This window comes from Pseudomonas triclosanedens (assembly GCF_026686735.1).
GTDB lineage: Bacteria > Pseudomonadota > Gammaproteobacteria > Pseudomonadales > Pseudomonadaceae > Pseudomonas > Pseudomonas triclosanedens.
The window spans coordinates 2,437,181-2,457,106 of the sequence record NZ_CP113432.1 but is presented as its reverse complement, the minus strand read 5'-3'; the positions used below and the strand labels follow the sequence as shown (position 1 = coordinate 2,457,106).

Genomic DNA, 19,926 nt, shown 5'->3' with positions numbered 1-19,926 from the left:
CTAGAGCTACATGCGGCGACAGGTTATGGCATAGTCGGACATAAAATTGTGAATTTCGGTCAACGAGAACGCCATGCCCGCCACCACTCCCTGGTCGTCCCGCCGCAGTGCGGTCAGCGTTCAGTTGCTGACGCAGTTCGCCCTCGACCACGGCCTGAGCCTTGAGCAATGCCTGGAAGGCACCGGGCTGGATATCGGCGTGCTCGCCGACCCCGGCGCGGAAGTCGGCGCGGAGCAGGAGCTGGATCTGGTGCGCAACCTCGCCCGCCATCTCGGCCACATTCCCGGCATCGGCCTGAAGGCCGGCCTGCGCTATCACCTCAACACCTATGGCATCTGGGGCTTCGCCCTGCTCAGCAGCGCCACTTTTCTCGGAGCTGCGCGCCTGGGCCTGCGCTACCTGGACCTGACCTACGCGTTCCACCGCATGACACTGGAGGAACACGAAGGCGAGGCGCACCTGGTGCTGGACGACCAGGCGGTCCCGGAAGACCTGCGGGAGTTTCTCATCGACCGCGACGGCGGTGGCGTGCTGCGCATTCAGCGCGACCTGACCAACCAGTCTCCGCCCATCCGCTACGCCAGCTTCCGCCGCGAGGCGCCAGCCGACCTGCAGCCGTACATCGACGAACTGGGCGTGCGGCCGCAGTTCGGCCAGCCCGAGAACCGCATCGTCTTCGACAGCCGCATCCTCGAATTGCCGCTGCCCGGTGCCAATCCAGAGGTGGCGCTGCGCTGCGAGGAACAGTGCCGTGCCCTGCTCGCCCGCCGCCAGGTACGCACCGGGCTGTCCGGGCGCATCCGCGACCGTCTGCTGAGTACCCCGGGGCAGCTTCCAGACATGGAGCAGGTCGCCCAGGCGATGCACATGACCTCACGCACGCTGCGCCGCCGGCTGGAGGCCGAAGGCAGCAGTTACCGGGCTCTGGTGGACGAGGTGCGCCAGGCCCTGGCCGAGGAGTTGCTGGCCACCGGGGCGATCCGGCTGGAAGAGATTGCCGAGCGGCTCGGCTATGGCGAGGTGTCGAACTTCATTCACGCTTTCCGCCGCTGGAAGGGCGTGGCGCCGGGGCGTTTTCGCCGCGGTTAGCCCAGACTGTCGGGGAAAGACTGGCGGAACGTGATTCAGAAGACCAGCTTGTAGCCGATCATCGCGAGCATCAGCGCCAGGCACGGGCGCAACACCCCGTCTGGGATGCGCCCGGCCAAGTGGCTGCCGACGTAGATACCCGGCAGCGAGCCGAGCAGCAGGTAGCCCAGCAGCCCCCAATCCATGTTGCCCATGCTGGCATGACCGAGACCGGCAACCAGTGTCAGCGGCACGGCATGCGCGATCTCGGTACCGACCAGGCGGCGAGTGGCCAGGAAGGGATAGAGCACGAACAGTGCAACGGTGCCCAGCGCACCGGCGCCAATGGAAGTGAGTGCAACCATCGCACCGAGGATGGCGCCGGTGGCGACGGTCAGGCCGTTGAGCTTCGGACCGCTGAAGTGGAAGCTGTCGCCAGCGTGACGCTGGGCGAAGGCCAGCACCTGCTTCTTGAACAGCACGGCCAGAGCGGTGAGCAGCAGCACGACGCCCAGGGCATTCTTGATGATGCTGTTCATGGCGGCGGTGTCGGCGTGCAGATTGTGCAGGAACAGCAGGGTCAGCCCCGCCGCCGGCACACTGCCCAGGGCGAGCCAGCCGGTGATGCGCCAGTCGATGTTGTCGTTCTTGCGGTGAACCAGGACGCCGCCGGACTTGGTGATGGCGGCATACAGCAGATCGGTGCCTACTGCGGCGGCGGGATTGATGCCGAACCAGAGCAGGATGGGGGTCATCAGCGATCCGCCACCCACCCCGGTCATACCAACGATGAAGCCAACGACAAGACCCGCGACTACGAAACCGATATTGCCAACATCCATCTACGCGTCCTGACTGGCGAAACTGATCACCTCGTGGTGTGCGCGGCAGGATAGCGATTTTTCATATAAGCCACTATATCGTTATGGTCTTACTTTATAACCGGAATAAGCGGAATAAGCGCCCTGCCGCGACAGCCGCGCGGCGACATGCATGCGCCACTTCGAAGGCAATGAAAAAGGGACCCGAAGGTCCCCTTTTCATTTATTGCCGGCCGGTCACTTGTTTTGCGGCTTGCTGTCCACCACGCCAGTGGTGTTGTCCAGCAGGCTCTTGGTAGCGGTCTGGATGAACGACTCCAGGCGGGCCTTCATCTCCGACTGCTCGGGGGTGTTCTCGATGCGAGTCACGCCGAAGTCCTTGCCCAGCTTGTAGTCGTAGACGCGAACATCGCCTTCCTTCTGCTTGATCAGGATGCGATTGCCGTATACCAGCGCCACGTCCTGGCCACTGCCTGAAGGCTTGATCATGCCGAAGCCCTTGTCGCCTTCGGGCAGGTTCAGCAGGTCGCGGCCCCAGCACTGATGGCGCGCAACGCCACCCAGGCGGCCCATGATGGTCGGCACGATGTCGATCTGGGTGCCGACGGTGTCGCGGGTCGCGCCGAACTTGTCCTGGATGCCGGGCGCGATGATCAGCAGCGGTACGTTGAAGCGGAACAGGTCCATCTCGGTCAGTTGCTCCGGCGTACCGAAGCCGTGGTCACCCACGACGACGAAGATGGTGTCCTTGTAGTACGGCGACTTCTTGGCCTTCTCGAAGAACTGGCCGAGCGACCAGTCGGAGTAGCGCATCGCGGTCAGGTGCTCGTCCAGGCTGCCGTAACCGGTTACCGGCTGCACCGGCAGGTCCTTGGGCAGTGCGTACGGCACGTGGTTGGAGAGGGTCTGCAACAGTGCGTAGAACGGCTTGCCGGTCGCGTGCAGCTTGTCCAGCTCCTCGTTGCCACGAGCGAACATGTCCTGGTCGGATACACCCCAGGTCGGGTCGGAGAACACCGGGTTCACGAAGTCGTTGCGGCCGATGAAGGTCGTCATGCCCTGATTGGCGAAGAAGCCGGACTGGTTGTCCCAGGCGAAGTCGCCGTTATAGACGTAGACATCCTCGAACTGGCGCGCGGACAACAGTTGCGGCAGGCCGGAGAACTTGTGGCCGCCTTCCGGCGTCTGCATCAGGTATTCGAAGCCCGGCAGGTTCGGGAAGCACGCCATCGTGGCGAACATGCCCTGGTGGGTGTGGGTGCCGTTGGAGAAGTACTGGGTGAACAGCAGACCTTCCTTCGACAGCTTGTCGAAGTACGGTGTGATGTTGCCCGGAGCACCCAGCGCGCCGACGTAATGGCCGGCGAAGCTTTCCATCAGGATCACCACGACGTTCTTCACCGGCAGGGTGCCATTGGCCGGCGGGGTGTAGTCGCGGCGCACGGCGGCCTCATCGGCATCGACCAGCTTGTCGTCAGGCATCACCAGCATCTGGCGCACGGTGTCGCGGGCCTGCTCGACGGGCAGCGTGGCCTTCCAGATGTTGTCGCGGTCCTCGGAGAAGCGGCTCTCGGCGGCTTTGATCAGGCTGAGGGATCCGTTCAGGCCGAGATGGTTGGCGAACATCGAATCGGTGGTGAAGGCATCGCCCCAGCGCAGCGGCGGGCCCTGGCGCAGAGTGCCACGGGCAGCGAGGACACAGGCGACCACCACCACCAGGAGCACGGCGACGCGGACGTACCAGGCAGCGGCCGTCGGGCCGTTGGCGCTCGGGCGGGTGGCGCGGTCGATACCCTTGAACAGCAGGTACAGCATCCAGGTGGCGACGGCCCAGGCCAACAGGTAGCGAACGACCGGGTAGCCGTACCAGATCATGCTCATGACGGTGCGCGGGTCTTCGGACATGTACTGGAACACCAGACTGTTCAGGCGCTGGTGGAACTCGCGGTAGAAGTCCATTTCCAGCACGCCGAGGAACATCGTCAGGCTGGCGGTGGCGGTCAGCCAGGCGCGCCACACGCCGCGCCAGCTCATGGCGCGCACGCTGACGACGGCGAAGACCAGCGGGGCGATGAGGTAGACCACCATGCGGATGTCGAAACGCATCCCGGTGATGAACGCCTCGACGAAGGTGGCCGCAGGTGTCGAGCCGATCAACTCGCGGTTATAGATGAATAGCGCAAGCCGTAGCAGGGAGAACATCACCATCAGCGCAACGACGCTGAGCAAGGTGAACGCCAGGTGACTGGATACGGTGGGCCGCGAGAGGCTGGCACCGAGCTGGCGACTATTCAGGACTTCTGATTGGCCCATTTCTTGGTTCCGTTGTGAACGTTCGGGTTCGAGGTGCGCCGCCAGGCCAGGCGAGAAACGCTACCTGGGAGGGCACGAAAAGGACTGCGGCATTACACCGCAAAAGCTCCGGCGGCGCATTTTATTTGGCGCCCCTTAATCAGGCATTAAGGTTGGACGGACAATCGTTTCCGGATGCTACGGCCCACCGGCAGGTCTTCCCAGCCGCCAGCGGGCGCATATCGTGCACCATCGACTGTGAAGAAAGCGTCGTGGCTGACAACGCCTCCTTCTCCAGATCGGCATCAGTCGTTGGCCGGCTTGCCGATGGCCTGCAGCACGTACTGCGGCAGGGCGAAGGCGCCCTGGTGGATCGCCGCGTTGTAGTAGCGGGTCTGCACGCCACTGGCGGCGAAACGCTGCTGCAGGGTGGCGACATCGACATGGCGCAGCGCCGGGTTGGTGGAGCCCCAGGCGAAGGTCATGGCGCCGCCGATATAGGTAGGTACCGCAGCCTGATAGAAGTGCCAGTCGGCGAACAGGCCGTTCATCCGTCCGGCGGTATTGCGCACGGTGTCCAACTGCATGAACGGCGTACCGTTCTGGGTGACCAGCACGCCGCCCTCGTTCAGGCAACGGTGGCAAGCCTGGTAGAAATTCTCCGAGAAAAGCACCTCGCCCGGACCGATCGGGTCGGTGGAGTCAGAGATGATCACATCGAACTTCTCTGCGGTGGTGGCGACGAAGCGCATGCCGTCGTCGATCACCAGGTTCAGGCGCGGATCGTCAAAGGCGCCCTGGGAGTGGTTGGGCAGGAACTCCCTGCACATGTCGACCACCGTGCCATCGATCTCGACCATCGTGATGTGCTCGACGCTGGCGTGCTTGGACACCTCGCGCAGCATGCCGCCGTCGCCACCGCCGATGATCAGCACGCGCCTGGCGGCGCCGTGGGCCAGGATCGGCACGTGGGTGAGCATCTCGTGGTAGATGAACTCGTCGGCCTCGGTGGTCTGGATCACACCATCGAGCGCCATCACCCGCCCCATGCGGGCATTCTCGAAGATCACCAGGTGCTGGTGTTCGGTACGCACCTCGTGGAGCATCCTGTCGACGCTGAATCGCTGGCCATAGCCGTCGTAGAGGGTTTCCTGGTAATCGTGCATGGGCGGGCTCCCGTCGGGACAAGACAATAGGAGGGGACGGCCACGCCGCCCCGAAAGAGGCGCGCATTCTACGTGCCCGAGGATGACAGGTCGAACCCCGTCGTCGCCCGGCGAATTAGAAAGTCAGCCCCGGGAGGACAGCGCCCCGCGCAACGGGTATGTTCGCCCCATGAACGACATGACCGCCCCACCCTTCGCTATCCGCCTGCCCTACCGCGCCCCGTGGGATTGGCAGCAGTTCCACGATCACTTCGCGCTGCGCAGCCTTGCGGGCGTCGAGTACCTGTCGCCGCGGCGCTATGCCCGCAGCGTGCGCATGGGCGGCGACACCGGCTGGTTCAGCGTGCAACCGCTGGAAGAGCGCGCCGAACTGGAACTGGAAATCCACCTCGCACCGCAACATGCTCCGGCCCTGGCGGAGCGGGTGCGCAAGATGTTCGACCTGGACAGCGACCCGCGCCTGATCGCCGAACACCTGGGTAACGACCCAACGCTCGGCCCGCTCATCCGGCAAGCGCCGGGGCTGCGCCTGCCTACCGCCTTCGATCCGTTCGAGCAGGCGGTGCGCGCCATCGTCGGCCAGCAAGTGACGGTGAAGGCTGCCGTCACCATCGTTGGTCGGCTGGTGCAACGCCTGGGCGAGGCGCTACCCGGCGCCGGCGAACAACAACCCGGCCGCCTGTTCCCCACGCCCGAGGCACTGGCCGGTGCGGACCTCGCCGGCATCGGCATGCCCGGCAAGCGCGTGGAAACCCTGCAACGCTTCGCGGCGGCCTGCGCCAGCGGCGCGCTGGCCCTGCATATCGATGACGGCGCGCAGGAGCTGGTCAGGCGCCTGTGCGCCCTGCCCGGCATCGGCCCGTGGACGGCGGAGTACGTCGCCCTGCGCGCGTTCGGCGACCCGGACGCCTTCCCCAGCGCAGACCTTGGGCTGCTCAAGTCACCGGTCTGGGGGAGCGAAGGCATCGCCGCCCGTGACCTGCAGCGCCGCGCCGAAGCCTGGCGTCCCTGGCGGGCCTACGCCGCCGTCTATCTCTGGCACGCCTATTCCCAGGGCGGCCGCACCGGAGGATGACCATGCACTACCGCTACCACGACAGCCCCACCGGCCGCCTGCTGCTCGCCGGCGATGAGAGCGGCTTGAGGATGCTCTACATGGACCTGGAACAACGGCACTACCCCGAGCCGGACTGGCATCGGGACCACCCGTTGCTGGATGACGTGGCACGCCAGCTCGACCAGTACTTCGCCGGCCAGCGCAAGCGCTTCGAGGTTCGCCTCAATACCGGCGGCACCGAATTCCAGCGCCAGGTCTGGCAGGCGCTGCTGGAAATCCCCTATGGCCGTACCACCTACTACGCCGAACTGGCGCAACGCATCGGGCGGCCCAAGGCCATCCGCGCGGTTGGTGCGGCCAACGGCGCCAACCCGATCAGCATCATCGTGCCCTGCCACCGGGTGCTCGGCCGCGACGGCAGCCTGACCGGTTACGCCGGCGGCCTGCCGCGCAAGGAGCAGTTGCTGCGCCTGGAGGGTGCCCTGGGGCTGGCTTAGAAATCGAAGGCGGTCTGCGCATCCTGCGGGTTCTGGAAGCCTTCCAGCGCCAGCATGCGCATCTTCGAGGCACTGCCGCCCGGCGCCGAGAAGCCACCGCTCCTGCCGCCACTGGCGAGCACACGATGGCACGGAATGATCAGCGGGATCGGATTGGAGCCCATCGCCTGCCCCACCGCGCGGGACAGACCGACGTCGCCCAGGCGCCGGGCGATATCGCCGTAGGTCGTGGTCTCGCCGCGACCAAGCCCGAGAATGTCGTCGTAGACACGGCGGTAAAACTCGCTGACGCCCGACAGATCCAGCGGCAGGCAGTCAAAGCACACCGGCTCGCCCCGCGCGTACCCCAGAATCAGTCGACGCGCCTCATCGATGAACGGCGGCCAGTGGGCGGTTTCGCAGCCGAATCTGTCGAAGCGCTCGCGCAAGCTGTGCACGGAATCGCCCGGCAGGTAGGCGCGGGTGATGCCGTTCGGGCTCCAGGCGAGCCCGAACCAGCCGAGTTCTGTTTCGATCAGGCAGTAATGCATCGAAAGAGTGTCTGCCGGCGACGGCCATACCGCAAGCTCAGATACGCACGTTCCCGCGCGGTCCGGCGATGGCCCAGATGATCAGCCCCAGCACCGGCAGGATGACGATCACCAGGATCCAGATGATCTTCATCGACATGTCGGCGCCGCTTCTCACCACGTTGATGATCGCCCAGATATCCAGGGCGAAGATGACCAGACTGATCAGACCGCTAAGGGTAGAGCCCATGAGGAGATTCTCTCTGCGCAAAGGAAGGTTTCCCTAGAATAGCCAGCCTGCGCCCAGCCAGACGTCAACATGGAAGAAAGTCAGCCGCACCGCTATCTGAGAACCCTCAGCCACGCGCTGCTGCCCCGGCGCGGGGGGTTGGGGCTTAGCCCTGCCGGCGCCCGATCTGGATCGGCCGGTAGCGCGTCAGACTCGCGCCGGGTCGATCACCGCGAAGCTGGCCACCGTATCGTGACCTTCCAGCACGCCGCCCTCGCGGGCCAGGCCGATGGTCTGCATACCGGCCAATTGTGCGGCATCCAGCTCCTGCACCACGTCGGAGAGGAAGAGGATTTCCTCGGCGGGCAGGCCGATGGCGGCGGCGATGCGGCGGTAAGAATCGGCCTCGCGCTTGGGACCGCTGGTGGTGTCGAAGTAGCCGCTGAACAGGGGGCTCAGGTCGCCGGCCTCCGAGCAACCGAAGATCAGCTTCTGCGCCTGGATCGAGCCGGACGAGTACACATACAGGCGGAAACCCTCGGCATGCCAGTGACGCAAGGCGTCGGCGGCGTCCGGGTAGATGTGCCCGCGGAGCTGGCCGGCGCGATAGCCCTGCTCCCAGACCATGCCCTGCAGAGCCTTGAGCGGCGTGGCCTTGCGGTCTTCGGCGATCCAGCCGAGGAGGATTTCGATGCAGCGCTCGGGATCGGCATCCATTTCACCGCTCTCGCGCTGCACGGCAGCAAGCTGCTCCGCCACACGGGCTTCGTCGATGTGCTCGCGGATGAAGTCCGGCAGGTGCGCGGCGGCATAGGGGAAGAGCACGTCGAACACGAAGCTGACCGCGCTGGTGGTGCCTTCGATGTCGGTGAGGATGGCTTTGATCGGCATGGAAAACTCCGGTGCGGCGATGACATTCATAGGAAGCGGACTGCGTCCGCGCACCCCGGCCACACCGGGGCAGCAGCGATGTTGCCGGTCAGTCTTCCAGCAACGGGAAACGCCTGGCGATCTCGTCGCCGGTGAACTTCGCAACCCAGCCTTCGGGGTTGTTGAACAGTCGGATGGCGACGAAATGCGGGCGCTCGCCCATATCGAACCAGTGACGAGTGCCGGCCGGCACCGAGATCAGATCGTTCTTCTCGCACAGCACGGCATAGACGTGATCCTCGATGTGCAGGGTGAACAGCCCGCGCCCGGCCACGAAGAAGCGCACTTCATCCTCGCCGTGGCGGTGCTCGTCGAGGAATTTGGCGCGCAGCTCATCCTTCTGCGGATGATCGGCGGTCAGGCTGACCACATCGACGGTGACGTATCCCTGCTCGTCCTTCAGTCGCTGGATTTCCGTGGCATAGGCGGCCAGCACCTCGTCCTGACTGGCGCCGGGCGCGATGGGCGCACTGGCCTGCCAGCGCTCGAAACGCACGCCAAGCTCCGCCAGCGTGGCGGCGATGTCCTCGGCGTGCGTCAGCAGCTTAAGCGGCTGCTCGGGGGCGGATTCCTGGTAGACAGTCAGGCTGCTCATGGTCGTTATCCTTGTGGGGTTTCTTCTCAAAGCGGCGTGGATGGGTCAACGCGCACCGCCGCGAAGGGTCATGACTTTCAGTTCGCACTCGAAGAGGAACTCGAATGCCTCCACCTGGCGCAGCGCGTCGCTCATGCGCAGCCCCCAAGTGTACAGACCGTGGCCGCGGATCAGATAACCCGGGCACTCCGGGTGTGCATCGAGCCAGGGCTGCACCCTGGCGGCCAGGCGGGCGATGTCCTGGTCGTTGTCGAAGATCGGCACGCTGACGCGGCCCTCGTGGGTAGTCACCCCGGCGAAGGCTTTCTGCAGCTCGTAGTCTTCCAGCTCCAGGCAATCGCCGGGCGTCAGGCGCGAGAGCACCGTGGCATTGACCGAGTGGGTGTGCAGCACCGCGCCGATCTCCGGGCGCCAGGCATAGAGCTGGGTGTGCAGCAAGGTTTCTGCGGAGGGCTTCTTTCCCGGCTCCAGGCTGTTGCCGGCGAGGTCGGTTTCCAGCACGTCATCGACGCCAAGCTGGCCCTTGTGCTTGCCGGACACGGTGAGCAGCGCCCGACCGGTCGACAGGCGCGCCGAGTAGTTGCTGCTGGTGGCCGGTGACCAGCCGCGGCCATAGAGGAAGCGGCCGGCATCGATGATCTGCCGGGTCAACTGTTCACGGGTGTCGTTCATGCGGGTCCTCGTTCAGACGGGTCCAGATGATGAAGGCAGCGGCCAGCGCAGCCATGCTGGCAATAGTGAAGGTCCAGCCCGGGCCAAGGCTACCCCAGCTGTAGCCGGAGTAAAGAGCACCCAGGGCGCCGCCGGTACCGGCCAGCGCCGCATAGAGCGCCTGGCCCTGCCCCTGCTGGCGCGCCTGGAAACTGCGCTGGACGAAATGAATGGCGGCGGCATGAAAGCTGCCGAAAGTCGCCGCGTGCAGCAATTGGGCGAACAACAGCACCGGAAGCTGCCCGGCCAGCGTGCCCAGCAGCAGCCAGCGCAGCGCTGCCAGCAGGAAGCTCGCCGCCAGCACCTGGCGCAGGGAAAAGCGCTTGAGCAGGCGCGGCATGACCAGAAACAACAGCACCTCGGCCACCACGCCCAGCGCCCAGAGCTGGCCGATCAACCCGCGAGCGTAGCCAAGCGCTTCCAGGTGCAGGGTCAGAAAGGTGTAGTACGGGCCGTGGGACAACTGCATCAGGCAGACGCACAGGTAGAACGCCAGTACGCCGGGACGCAGCAACTGCTGGCGGAAACCGCCGGCGCGAGCCTCGTCGTGGCGCGCTGGCGGCTGGGCATTGGGCACCCACCAACTGGCGCCAACGATGCCGAGCATGATCGCCAGCAGCGCCAGCGGATAGGCATCCAGGCTGGCGGACTCGAACAGCCAGCCCAGGCCGACCACCGTGCAGATGAAGCCGATGGAGCCCCACAGGCGGATGCGGCTGTAACTCTCGGTGCGCCCTTTCAGGTGTGCCAGGGTGATCACTTCGAACTGCGGCAGCACCGCGTGCCAGAAAAACGCGTGCCCGGCCATCACCAGTGCCAGCCAGGCATAACCGTGGCCGAGGAAAATGCCGGCGAAGCACAGCGCCGTGCAAACCGCGCCAAAGCGCACGATGGCCAGCCGCTGGCCGCTGCGGTCGCCCAGCCAGCCCCACAGGTTGGGAGCGACGCAACGCATCAGCATGGGAATGGCAACCAGCTCGCCGATGCGTGCGGCGGAGAACCCCAGGTGGTCGAAGTACAACGCCAGGAACGGAGCCGTTCCACCCAGCAGGCAGAAGTAGAAGAAGTAGAAACTGGACAGCCGCCAGTAGGGAACCTGTGCCATCAGCGGCGCGACTCGGGTGACACTCCCGCAAGCCGGGCGGCTCGCGGGAGGCCGGCGTCACTCAGAGCTGGCCCAGGACCGGCGTACCGACGCGCACGTCGGTGTTCTGCGCGCGATGGCGCAGCAGGTGGTCAAGCAGCACGATGGCCATCATCGCCTCGGCGATGGGCGTGGCGCGGATTCCCACGCACGGGTCGTGACGGCCCTTGGTAATCACATCCACCGGGTTGCCGTCCACGTCGATGGAACGGCCGGGCGTAGTGATGCTGGAAGTCGGCTTGAGCGCCAGGTGGGCGACGATCGGCTGGCCCGAGGAAATGCCGCCGAGGATGCCGCCGGCATTGTTCGACAGGAAGCCTTGTGGGGTCAGCTCGTCGCGGTGCTCGGTGCCGCGCTGGGCGACACTGGCGAAACCGGCGCCGATTTCCACGCCCTTCACCGCGTTGATGCTCATCAGCGCATGGGCGAGTTCGGCGTCCAGGCGGTCGAAGATCGGCTCGCCCAGCCCCGGAGGCACGCCTTCGGCAACCACCGTGATCTTCGCGCCCACCGAATCCTGGTCGCGGCGCAACTGGTCCATGTACGCCTCCAGCTCCGGCACCTTGTCCGGGTCGGGGCTGAAGAATGCGTTGTCTTCGACGCTGTCCCAGGTCCTGAACGGAATCTCGATCGGGCCGAGCTGGCTCATGTAACCGCGCACCGTGATGCCCATGCCCGCCAGGACTTTCTTGGCGATTGCGCCGGCGGCCACGCGCATGGCGGTCTCGCGCGCCGAGGAACGGCCGCCGCCGCGATAGTCGCGGATGCCGTACTTGTGGTGGTAGGTGTAGTCGGCGTGGGCCGGGCGGAACAGGTCCTTGATCGCCGAATAGTCCTTGGACTTCTGGTCAGTGTTGCGGATCAGCAGGCCGATCGGGGTGCCGGTGGTCTTGCCCTCGAACACGCCGGAAAGGATTTCCACCTCGTCGGCTTCCTGGCGCTGAGTGGTGTGGCGGCTGGTGCCGGGCTTGCGGCGGTCCAGGTCGCGCTGCAGGTCTTCCAGGGAAATTTCCAGACCGGGCGGGCAGCCGTCGACGATGGCGACCAGCGCCGGGCCGTGGCTCTCGCCAGCGGTGGTGACGGTGAACAGCTTGCCGTAGGTGTTGCCGGACATGCGAGGCTCCGCGGAAGACAGGAAATCGAAAAGGCCGAGCAGTATACCTGCGTCAATCCGCCCTGCGAACCTTCTGCGGCCGTGAGGATCAAACCGCCATCACCCCACCGCGAAGCCATCGATGCGCCGTCTCGCCCTCCTCTGCCTCTGCCTGTGCGCCGGCCTGCTCGGATCGTTCGCACAGGCCGCCCCCACCAGCATCCTGCAGCGTCCCTACGACCTCGACACCGGCCACGGCGTGCTGCGCGGCACCCTGCTGCTGCCACAGACCGCCACCCCGCCGCCGGTAGCCCTGCTGATCGCCGGTTCCGGCCCCACCGACCGCGACGGCAACAACCCCGAGGGCGGCAACAATGGCTACTTGCGCAAACTGGCCGAGGCGCTGGCCGAGAACGGCATTGCCAGCGTGCGCTATGACAAGCGCGGCGTGGCGCGCAGCCTGCCGGCGGCGCCGCGCGAAGAAGAACTCAGCGTGGACGGCTACGTCGCCGACGTGATCGCCTGGAGCGACAAGCTCTCCCGCGACCCGCGCTTCGGCCGCCAGGTGCTGATCGGCCACAGCGAAGGCGCGCTGATCGCCAGCCTTGCTGCCCCCGCGTCCCATGCCGACGAACTGGTGTCCATTTCCGGCAGCTCGCGCCCCATCGGCGAAGTCCTGCGCGACCAGTTGCAGGGCCGCCTGCCGCCCTCCCTGCTGGCCGAGGCCGAGCGCCTGATCGACGGTCTCAACGCCGGGCATCTGCAACGGCGCGTCCCGGAGCCGCTGCTCGCCCTGTTCCGACCCAGCGTGCAGCCCTACCTGATCTCGCTGTTCCGGCAAGACCCCGCGCAAGCCTTTCACGCCCTGAAGCTGCCAACCCTGATTCTGCAGGGGCGCCATGACATCCAGGTCGGCGAAGAAGACGCGCTGGGACTCAAGCAGGCCAAGCCCGACAGCGAGCTGTACCTGATCGACGGCATGAACCACATCCTGCGCATCGTTCCGGCCAGCGGCCCGCAGCAACTGGCTTCCTACAACAACCCCAACCTGCCGCTGGCGCGCGAGCTGGTGCAGCGCATCGTGGCCTTCGTGAAGAACGCCAGGACCCTCCCCGACGCCACCCTGGCGACATCTGGAGCGAACGTCTCAAGAAACGGCGCGATCCGTCGATAACCCTCGGGACAGCCCTGGCCGCGCCCGCCAGGCCCGAGGAACACCCCATGACCCAAGCCGAACAGACATCCTCCGTGGAAAGCCCTACCCAGCCGCATCCGTGGGCCGAGCTCAGCCCGGAGCACTACCGACTGCTGCGCCTGGCGCCGCTGCCTACCGACCGCACCACCGGCACGCGCCCGCTGCGCTTCGTCCAGTTCGGCCGCGTGGAGCGCCACAGCGGCGAGCAGAGCCTGCTGCGCCTGACCATCCAGTTGCCCGGCCAGGTCCTGCGCAAGGAAGTGAATCTGCTGGAGGTCTGGGCCGACCACCGCAACAAGGAAATCCGCTTCGGCGCCGACTCTGGCTTCTCCACCGAGCCGCTGAACCGCGGCCTGGGGCGCTTCCTGCTGGCCCAGGGGGTCAGTTGGGCAAAGAAGAAGTGGGCGCACTACCGCGTCGAAGGCGGCGCACTGGCGATGAAAGACGTGCCCAGCGAGGAAGCCCGGCAGCGCCGCGACCATTTCCTGCGCGCCCAGGGATTCGACGTGATCTACGAAGACTCGCGGATGCTCAAGGCGCGCTACAGTGTCGGCCGCGTCAGCGAACTGTATGACGACTGGCACAAGGAAAAGGTACAGATCCTGCCGCTGCTGGACGCCTCGGCGATGCTCGAACAGGCCGACCAGAACCTCGCCACCCAGGCCAGCGAGATACGCCGCCTGGAGCAACGCATCGAAACCTTCCGCCGCGACGACACCAGCCTGCGCTTCACCATCGCATGCCTGACGGTGTTCGCGGTGTTCCAGGCCGGCCTGCTGATCTGGATCGCCACGCACTGAGGCGTGGCGATCACCACCCGGTCACAGGCGTCAGCCTTTCACTCGCGACTTGAACAGCGCCTGGTGCTGACGGCACTGCTCGGCGGAGAGCAGGAACACGCCGTGACCACCGTGATCGAACTCCAGCCAGGTGAAATCCACTTCCGGGTATAGCCCCGCCACGTGCACCTGGCTGTTGCCGACCTCGACGACCAGGCTGCCACGCTCGCTCAGGTGATCGGCCGCCTCAGCCAGCATGCGCCGCACCAGGTCCAGCCCATCGTCACCGCAGGCCAGGCCCAGCGCGGGCTCATGGTGATACTCGGGAGGCATGTCGGCGAAATCTTCAGCATCGACATAAGGCGGGTTGGAGACGATCAGGTCGAAACGCTGCCCCGGCAGGCCACCGAAACCATCGCCCTGCACGGTGTAGACCCGCTCGCCCAGCTCGTGCCGCTCGATATTGATGTTGGCCACCTCCAGCGCATCGAACGACAGGTCGCCCAGCACCACCTCGGCCTCGGGGAAGGCATGGGCGCAGGCGATGCCGATGCAGCCCGAACCGGTGCACAGGTCGAGGATGCGTGCGGGATCGGCCGCCAGCCAGGGCTCGAAGCGGCGCTCGATCAGCTCGGCGATGGGCGAGCGCGGCACCAGCACACGCTCGTCTATCACGAACGGCAGGCCGCAGAACCAGGCCTCGCCCAGCAGGTAGGCAGTCGGCACGCGTTCCTCGATGCGGCGGCGCAGCAGGTGCATCAGGTACTCGCGCTCTTCGTCTTCAAGGTGGCAATCTAGGTACGCGTCGGCCATTTCCCAGGGCAGATGCAGCGCCCCAAGCACGAGTTGACGGGCCTCGTCCCAGGCATTGTCGGTACCGTGACCGAAGAACAGCTCTTCGGCGTGGAAACGGCTGACGGCCCAGCGGATGTAATCACGCAGGGTCAGCAAACGGGATTGAGTCACGGCGCAGTCCTCGCAGCTCGGCAAAAGGGGCGCATTCTAACGGAACACTCGCGCGCTGGCGCGCCTCTGGCCAGCTAACGTCATTCTTGCCAATACCACTTTGAGGCGAGTTCGCAAAGATTCACAGGGCGCGCGTAACAGCCCACAATGCAGATACATGGATTATCAGGAGTTGAGACATGTCCCATCCGCTCAGCATGCTGCAGATCAGTGGACGCGGTTATCCGCCGGCCACGCTGCGCCAGAGCACTCTGTTGATCATCGACGCACAGGAGGAGTACCGCAGCGGCGTGCTGGCGCTGCCGGGCCTGGATGCAGCGGTGGCGCAGATCAGCCTGCTGCTGGAGTCGGCCCGGGCCATGAATACGCCGATCGTTCACGTGCATCACCTCGGCGTACGGGGCGGCGTGCTGGATCCCCAGGGCCCGCGTGGCCAGTTCCTGCCTGAACTCGCACCGCTGCCGGGCGAGGTCGTGGTGGACAAGCGCCTGCCCAACGCCTTCGCCGGCACCGACCTGCATGACCGCCTGCAGGCCCACGGTCGTCTCGACCTGATCGTCTGCGGTTTCATGACCCACTCCAGCATCAGCACCACCGTGCGCGCCGCCAAGGACTACGGCTACCGCTGCACCCTGGTGGATGCCGCCTGCGCCACCCGCGACATTCCCACCCCGGAAGGTGGCGTGCTCGCCGCCCGTGACCTGCATCGCGCGGAGATCGCCGCCCTGGGCGACAACTTCGCCGCCGTAGTCGCCCAGGCCCAGGCGCTGGTCTGACGCCCCTCTGTCCCGACGGGCGGCAGCGACAATCGCCGGCAGTTGGGCTCAGCTTAGGCGCAGAGTCGGCGGCCCTGCCCGGAAGGCAGGGCCGCCGGGCCTCCAGACCTCAGGATTGGAACCCCTCCAGTCCTGACCGGTCATAGCCTCGTTCAATAGATGAGGATGCCGGGATGAAGTTGTCCGATAGTTTCGATCCACGCTCCCTGCGTCCCAAGCGCCCGGGACGCTGGCGCTGGCGCTTTGCCGCCGCCCTGGCCGCGGTGATCGCCGCCTTTGGCATTCTTGCCGCGATGGCAGGCGTCGCCGCCCTGCTCCATCGCCAACCGGCAGCGGGCGTCATGCACATCGAACCAGGCGCCGGCGGCATCCTGCTGGCCATCGGCCTGTTCGCCCTCTGGCTGGGCGTCATGTTCTGGCGCGCCGCCCGCCGCCGCGCACGCGGCCGCGATGGTCTGAGCCTGTCGCCAAGGCTGATGAAGAAGCGCGACTGAGCCCTCCGCAACGCGCGAACGATCCGCTAAACTGCGCGGCTCTTCGAGGAAGTGAGGTGCGCATGCAAGACGACGATTTTTCCCAGTTCGCCCGCGAGATGCGCGGCGTCAAGCGCATCTCCGTGGACCAGGCCGACACCGGAAAACCCAAGCCCGACCGCCAGCAGCTCAACGAACGTCGGCAGAACGCCACCGTGCGTAACGAAGCCATCAAGGTCGATGGCCTGTCGGATCAGTTCGTCATCGACGTGGGTGCGGAGGACGAGCTGCACTGGGCCCGCGACGGGGTTCAGGAAGGCCAGATGCGTAAGCTAAAGCTCGGCCAGATCGGCTTCGAAGGCAGCCTCGACCTGCACGGCATGAGCGTCGAGAAAGCCCGCGAAACCCTCTGGGACTTTCTCGCCGAAGCCACCCGTTTCGAGATCCGCTGTGTCCGCGTCACCCACGGCAAGGCCGCACGCATCGACGGCAAGCGTCCGCTGGTCAAGAGCCACGTGAACACCTGGCTGCGCCAGCACCCCCAGGTACTCGGCTTCACCTCCTGCCTGCCCCGCCACGGCGGTGCCGGCGCCGTCTACGTGATGCTGCGGCGCACCATGCTCGAAGGGCGCGACGAGTAATCGGCTGCCCAGGGAAGCGCCGTACGCCCGGCGACAACCCAGCGCCAACAGGCAGCGGGCGCTTGCCAGAGGGGACAGCGCGCCCTACCCTGCGCCACTGTTTTCACTTTTGTCATTGCCACAGGTAGATCCATGTCCCTGGAACAACACTACTCCGCGATCCTCGGCCAACTCGGAGAAGACGTCACCCGAGAAGGTCTGGTCGATACGCCCAAGCGTGCCGCCAAGGCCATGCAGTACCTTTGCCGCGGCTACCAGCAGACGCTTGAGGAGATCGTCAACGGCGCCCTGTTCAGCTCCGACAACAGCGAAATGGTGCTGGTCAAGGACATCGAACTCTACTCGCTGTGCGAACACCACCTGCTGCCCTTCATCGGCAAGGCGCACGTGGCCTACATCCCCAACGGCAAGGTCCTGGGTCTGTCCAAGGTCGCGCGCATCGTCGACATGTATGCCCGCCGCCTGCAGATCCAGGAGAACATGTCCCGGCAGATCGCCGAGGCCGTGCAACAGGTCACCGGCGCGCTGGGCGTGGCCGTGGTGATCGAGGCCAAGCACATGTGCATGATGATGCGCGGCGTCGAGAAGCAGAACTCCTCGATGGTCACCTCGGTGATGCTCGGCGAATTCCGCGAAAACGCCGCCACCCGCAGCGAATTCCTCAGCCTGATCCGCTGAAGCGAACTCCCGCCATGAAAAAACCGGCCCAAGGGCCGGTTTTTTCATGCCTGCCGATCAGCGTGTGTAGTAGCCAACCGCGACCAGGTAGTGCCCGGCCTTGCACAGGTATGCGTGCTTGTTCTCGACGCGCATCGTTACCGGGTTGCGCCACTGGTACTCGAACTCCCCTTCGCCCTGGGTCCGCGCCAGTTCCAGCATCGCGTGGCCGACCGGGTTGCCACCCGGATCCTTCAGCGAGGCGAAGTCGGTGCCGACCATGCGGCTGTTGAAGCCGTGGGCAACGAACCTGGAAGTATCGAGATCGACGACGAACACGTAGAGATCGTCCTCGATAAAACTGCCGTCCAGCGCATTGATCTTGCCGAAGGTGCCGTTCGGGTCGATTTCCACGGCCTTCACCGCCTTGTCCAGCATCGCCACCGCCCGCTCCGGCGTGGCGCGCGGCAGGTAGTAGCCAGTAGCGATGAAACGCTCGCCAACCCGCTGGTAGTACACGTGCTTGCGTTCAACCCGACCGTCGGCCCAGTTCTTCCAGCGGTAGTCGGCCTGCTGCACCTTGCTGCTCGCCGGAGACGCCAGCGCCTTGGTGAACTGTTCGCGCAGGGAAGGATCGAGCGTCGAGGAAACATCGCGGCCGATCAACACTACCGAAGGCCCGCCGCTGGCCAGCATGGTGCCCTTGCTGTCCACCACGAACACATAGAGATCGCCATCGACAAACTCACCCTGGCGGCTGAACGCGGCAAACGCCTTGTCACCCTCCTTCTTGTAGTAGGCAACGGCCTTGGCCAGCAGCGCCTGGGCGCGCTTGGCCTCGGCATTGTCGGCAGCCTGCGCGGCGAACAGCGAAGAAAGGGAAGTAGTCAGAAGGGAAACCAGCAACAGCGATTTCAACAGCGTTTTCATACCGATGAACCCCCAGGGCATGTCTTGTCGTTGTGCACTGAGCATAGATAGCCCTGGAGGATTCGCGTCGCAAAAAGGCCGTTCCCCCCGTCGATTCAGCCGAAGAAGCGTTTCATCGAACGCGACAGCCAGCCGCTATGGCTCTGATCGCGGGTCAGCTCCTGCATGCTGGCCTTCACCGACTCCACATAGTTGGCGTCGTCGTTACGGATGTGGTTGAACAGCCATCGGCCCAGCAGCCCCTTCAGCTCTTCCGCCACGTCCTCGCCGGAATCGAAGCGCATGCGATAGTCGGAAACTCGCTTGATGAAGAGTTCATGCACCTTTTTGTGGGCGCGGGTGAACTGGTAGCCGGAATCCTCCAGCAGGGTCTCTTCGAAGGCGAAATGCGAAATGGTGTAGTCGACGAGCTCTTCGATCACGTTGCCCAGCAAGGCACGGTCGTGCTGCGCCTGGGCGTCGTGCAACTGATTGATCATCTCGACGATGCGCTTGTGCTGTGTATCGATCACCTGAATCCCGGTGTCGAGATCCGCCTGCCAGACCAGATAGGCCATCTTCCCCTCACTTGCCGGGCTGCGACACTGCCTTGAAGTCTCGCCCGGCCACATCGATACGACCGCGTGGCAGTTCGGCAAGGTTAGGGAGAGCGACTAAACGTCGCCATGATGCCGGTCAAGCGTCAGGCTATGAAGAAGATCGAGATAGAGAGCTTTTCAGAAAATTCCGATAGAAAAAAGAGAAAACCCGCCTGGAGGGCGGGTTCTCAAAGAGCAGGTCGCGTCGATCAATCCTGCATCGTCACATGCCGGGGATGTTCGGCAACGCGCGCCAGCCAGGCATTGATCGCCGGGAAGTTCGACAGGTCGAAACCACCCTGGTGCGCCACGTGGGTATAGGCGTACAGAGTGATATCGGCAATGGAGTAGCTATCGCCCACCAGGTACGGCGTCTGTTCCAGTTGCTTTTCCATCACCTTCAGTGCCTTGTAGCCGCGCTTGTGGCAAACGTTGTATTCCTCGCGGCGCTCCTCCGGCAGGCCCTGGTAGAACTCGATGAAGCGCGCCACCGCCACATACGGCTCGTGGCTGTACTGCTCGAAGAACTGCCACTGCAGGACCTGGGTGCGCAGGCGCGGCTCGGCCGGCAACAGGTCGCTGCCGTCAGCCAGGAAATTGAGGATCGCGTTCGACTCCCACAGGCAGGTTCCGTCCTCAAGCTCCAGCACTGGGACCTTGCCATTGGGGTTCTTCGCCAGGAACTCGGGTGTCTGCGTCTCGCCCTTGAGGATATCGATGTCGCGCCACTGGTAAGGCAGGCCGAGCAGGTGCAGGGCCAGCTTGACCTTGTAGCAGTTGCCGGAAAGTTGATCGCCGTAGACGGTATACATAATCGC

General features: G+C 65.1%; 23 protein-coding genes. 9 read left to right on the top strand and 14 right to left on the bottom strand.

From position 1 onward, the window contains the following. The first annotated feature begins 73 nt into the window (after positions 1–73). Positions 74–1,090 carry an AraC family transcriptional regulator gene (locus OU419_RS11595; protein ID WP_254473247.1) on the top strand — a complete coding sequence of 339 codons (1,017 nt, stop codon included), beginning with the start codon at positions 74–76 and terminating at the stop codon, positions 1,088–1,090. Between the two features lie 35 nt (positions 1,091–1,125). Here the strand turns inward: OU419_RS11595 and OU419_RS11590 are convergent, their stop codons facing one another. From OU419_RS11590 to speE, 3 genes are all read right to left on the bottom strand, one after another. Then, a complete protein-coding gene (locus OU419_RS11590) occupies positions 1,126–1,911 on the bottom strand; it encodes a sulfite exporter TauE/SafE family protein (RefSeq protein WP_254473249.1) in 786 nt (261 codons plus the stop codon). A 216-nt stretch (positions 1,912–2,127) separates the two neighbouring features. Further along, complete coding sequence (locus tag OU419_RS11585) at positions 2,128–4,203, bottom strand: LTA synthase family protein (RefSeq protein WP_254473251.1); 2,076 nt, start codon at positions 4,201–4,203, stop codon at positions 2,128–2,130. 284 nt (positions 4,204–4,487) lie between these two features. Continuing rightward, entirely contained in the window at positions 4,488–5,348 is an 861-nt protein-coding gene (gene speE / locus OU419_RS11580; RefSeq protein WP_254473253.1) for a polyamine aminopropyltransferase, read from the bottom strand. Between the two features lie 178 nt (positions 5,349–5,526). On the opposite strand from speE, the gene OU419_RS11575 reads away from it, so the two are divergent. Both OU419_RS11575 and OU419_RS11570 read left to right on the top strand, forming a co-directional pair. Then, a complete protein-coding gene (locus tag OU419_RS11575) occupies positions 5,527–6,423 on the top strand; it encodes a DNA-3-methyladenine glycosylase family protein (protein ID WP_254473504.1) in 897 nt (298 codons plus the stop codon). A gap of 2 nt (positions 6,424–6,425) precedes the next feature. After that, positions 6,426–6,902 carry a methylated-DNA--[protein]-cysteine S-methyltransferase gene (locus OU419_RS11570; protein WP_254473254.1) on the top strand — a complete coding sequence of 159 codons (477 nt, stop codon included), beginning with the start codon at positions 6,426–6,428 and terminating at the stop codon, positions 6,900–6,902. Here the strand turns inward: OU419_RS11570 and OU419_RS11565 are convergent. The 7 genes from OU419_RS11565 to aroC form a co-directional block, all read right to left on the bottom strand. Then, on the bottom strand, positions 6,899–7,432 hold the full coding sequence (locus OU419_RS11565; protein ID WP_254473256.1) for a methylated-DNA--[protein]-cysteine S-methyltransferase: 534 nt from the start codon (positions 7,430–7,432) through the stop codon (positions 6,899–6,901). The two genes, OU419_RS11570 and OU419_RS11565, sit on opposite strands and share 4 nt — an antisense overlap. A gap of 37 nt (positions 7,433–7,469) precedes the next feature. Continuing rightward, positions 7,470–7,661 (bottom strand): PLDc N-terminal domain-containing protein, encoded by a 192-nt coding sequence (locus OU419_RS11560; protein WP_254473257.1) that lies wholly within the window; start codon positions 7,659–7,661, stop codon positions 7,470–7,472. 186 nt (positions 7,662–7,847) lie between these two features. Beyond that, positions 7,848–8,531 carry an acireductone synthase gene (mtnC, locus tag OU419_RS11555; RefSeq protein ID WP_254473259.1) on the bottom strand — a complete coding sequence of 228 codons (684 nt, stop codon included), beginning with the start codon at positions 8,529–8,531 and terminating at the stop codon, positions 7,848–7,850. A gap of 88 nt (positions 8,532–8,619) precedes the next feature. Beyond that, the gene (locus OU419_RS11550; RefSeq protein ID WP_254473261.1) at positions 8,620–9,165 is read right to left on the bottom strand and encodes a 1,2-dihydroxy-3-keto-5-methylthiopentene dioxygenase; all 546 of its coding nucleotides are present in this window, start codon (positions 9,163–9,165) and stop codon (positions 8,620–8,622) included. A gap of 45 nt (positions 9,166–9,210) precedes the next feature. After that, complete coding sequence (locus OU419_RS11545; RefSeq protein WP_254473264.1) at positions 9,211–9,837, bottom strand: methylthioribulose 1-phosphate dehydratase; 627 nt, start codon at positions 9,835–9,837, stop codon at positions 9,211–9,213. Continuing rightward, positions 9,821–10,984, bottom strand: coding sequence for an MFS transporter (locus OU419_RS11540; protein ID WP_254473506.1), 1,164 nt, complete (start codon positions 10,982–10,984; stop codon positions 9,821–9,823). Before OU419_RS11540 ends, OU419_RS11545 begins: the two co-directional genes overlap by 17 nt. A 58-nt stretch (positions 10,985–11,042) precedes the next feature. Beyond that, complete coding sequence (aroC, locus tag OU419_RS11535; RefSeq protein ID WP_254473266.1) at positions 11,043–12,134, bottom strand: chorismate synthase; 1,092 nt, start codon at positions 12,132–12,134, stop codon at positions 11,043–11,045. 121 nt (positions 12,135–12,255) lie between these two features. Between aroC and OU419_RS11530 the strand changes: the two genes are divergently transcribed. Both OU419_RS11530 and OU419_RS11525 read left to right on the top strand, forming a co-directional pair. Next, positions 12,256–13,287: an alpha/beta hydrolase gene (locus OU419_RS11530; protein ID WP_254473268.1), complete on the top strand. Its 1,032-nt coding sequence runs from the start codon at positions 12,256–12,258 to the stop codon at positions 13,285–13,287. 47 nt (positions 13,288–13,334) lie between these two features. Then, on the top strand, positions 13,335–14,108 hold the full coding sequence (locus OU419_RS11525; protein ID WP_254473270.1) for a hypothetical protein: 774 nt from the start codon (positions 13,335–13,337) through the stop codon (positions 14,106–14,108). 30 nt (positions 14,109–14,138) lie between these two features. Here OU419_RS11525 and prmB read toward each other — a convergent pair whose 3' ends face one another. Next, positions 14,139–15,053: a 50S ribosomal protein L3 N(5)-glutamine methyltransferase gene (gene prmB / locus OU419_RS11520; protein ID WP_254473272.1), complete on the bottom strand. Its 915-nt coding sequence runs from the start codon at positions 15,051–15,053 to the stop codon at positions 14,139–14,141. A 179-nt stretch (positions 15,054–15,232) separates the two neighbouring features. Here prmB and OU419_RS11515 point away from each other — a divergent pair, with 179 nt between their 5' ends. The 4 genes from OU419_RS11515 (at position 15,233) to folE (ending at position 17,621) form a co-directional block, all read left to right on the top strand. After that, positions 15,233–15,829, top strand: coding sequence for a cysteine hydrolase family protein (locus OU419_RS11515; RefSeq protein WP_254473275.1), 597 nt, complete (start codon positions 15,233–15,235; stop codon positions 15,827–15,829). 173 nt (positions 15,830–16,002) lie between these two features. Then, a complete protein-coding gene (locus tag OU419_RS11510) occupies positions 16,003–16,323 on the top strand; it encodes a hypothetical protein (protein WP_254473276.1) in 321 nt (106 codons plus the stop codon). 62 nt (positions 16,324–16,385) lie between these two features. Continuing rightward, positions 16,386–16,943 carry a Smr/MutS family protein gene (locus OU419_RS11505; protein WP_254473278.1) on the top strand — a complete coding sequence of 186 codons (558 nt, stop codon included), beginning with the start codon at positions 16,386–16,388 and terminating at the stop codon, positions 16,941–16,943. Between the two features lie 132 nt (positions 16,944–17,075). Further along, the gene (folE, locus tag OU419_RS11500; RefSeq protein WP_254473280.1) at positions 17,076–17,621 is read left to right on the top strand and encodes a GTP cyclohydrolase I FolE; all 546 of its coding nucleotides are present in this window, start codon (positions 17,076–17,078) and stop codon (positions 17,619–17,621) included. A gap of 57 nt (positions 17,622–17,678) precedes the next feature. On the opposite strand, the gene OU419_RS11495 is transcribed toward folE, so the two are convergent. The 3 genes from OU419_RS11495 to OU419_RS11485 form a co-directional block, all read right to left on the bottom strand. After that, positions 17,679–18,530: a cache domain-containing protein gene (locus OU419_RS11495; RefSeq protein WP_254473282.1), complete on the bottom strand. Its 852-nt coding sequence runs from the start codon at positions 18,528–18,530 to the stop codon at positions 17,679–17,681. A gap of 95 nt (positions 18,531–18,625) precedes the next feature. Next, the gene (locus OU419_RS11490; protein ID WP_254473284.1) at positions 18,626–19,087 is read right to left on the bottom strand and encodes a bacteriohemerythrin; all 462 of its coding nucleotides are present in this window, start codon (positions 19,085–19,087) and stop codon (positions 18,626–18,628) included. Between the two features lie 230 nt (positions 19,088–19,317). After that, positions 19,318–19,920, bottom strand: coding sequence for a glutathione S-transferase family protein (locus OU419_RS11485; protein WP_254473286.1), 603 nt, complete (start codon positions 19,918–19,920; stop codon positions 19,318–19,320). Positions 19,921–19,926 lie beyond the last annotated feature (6 nt).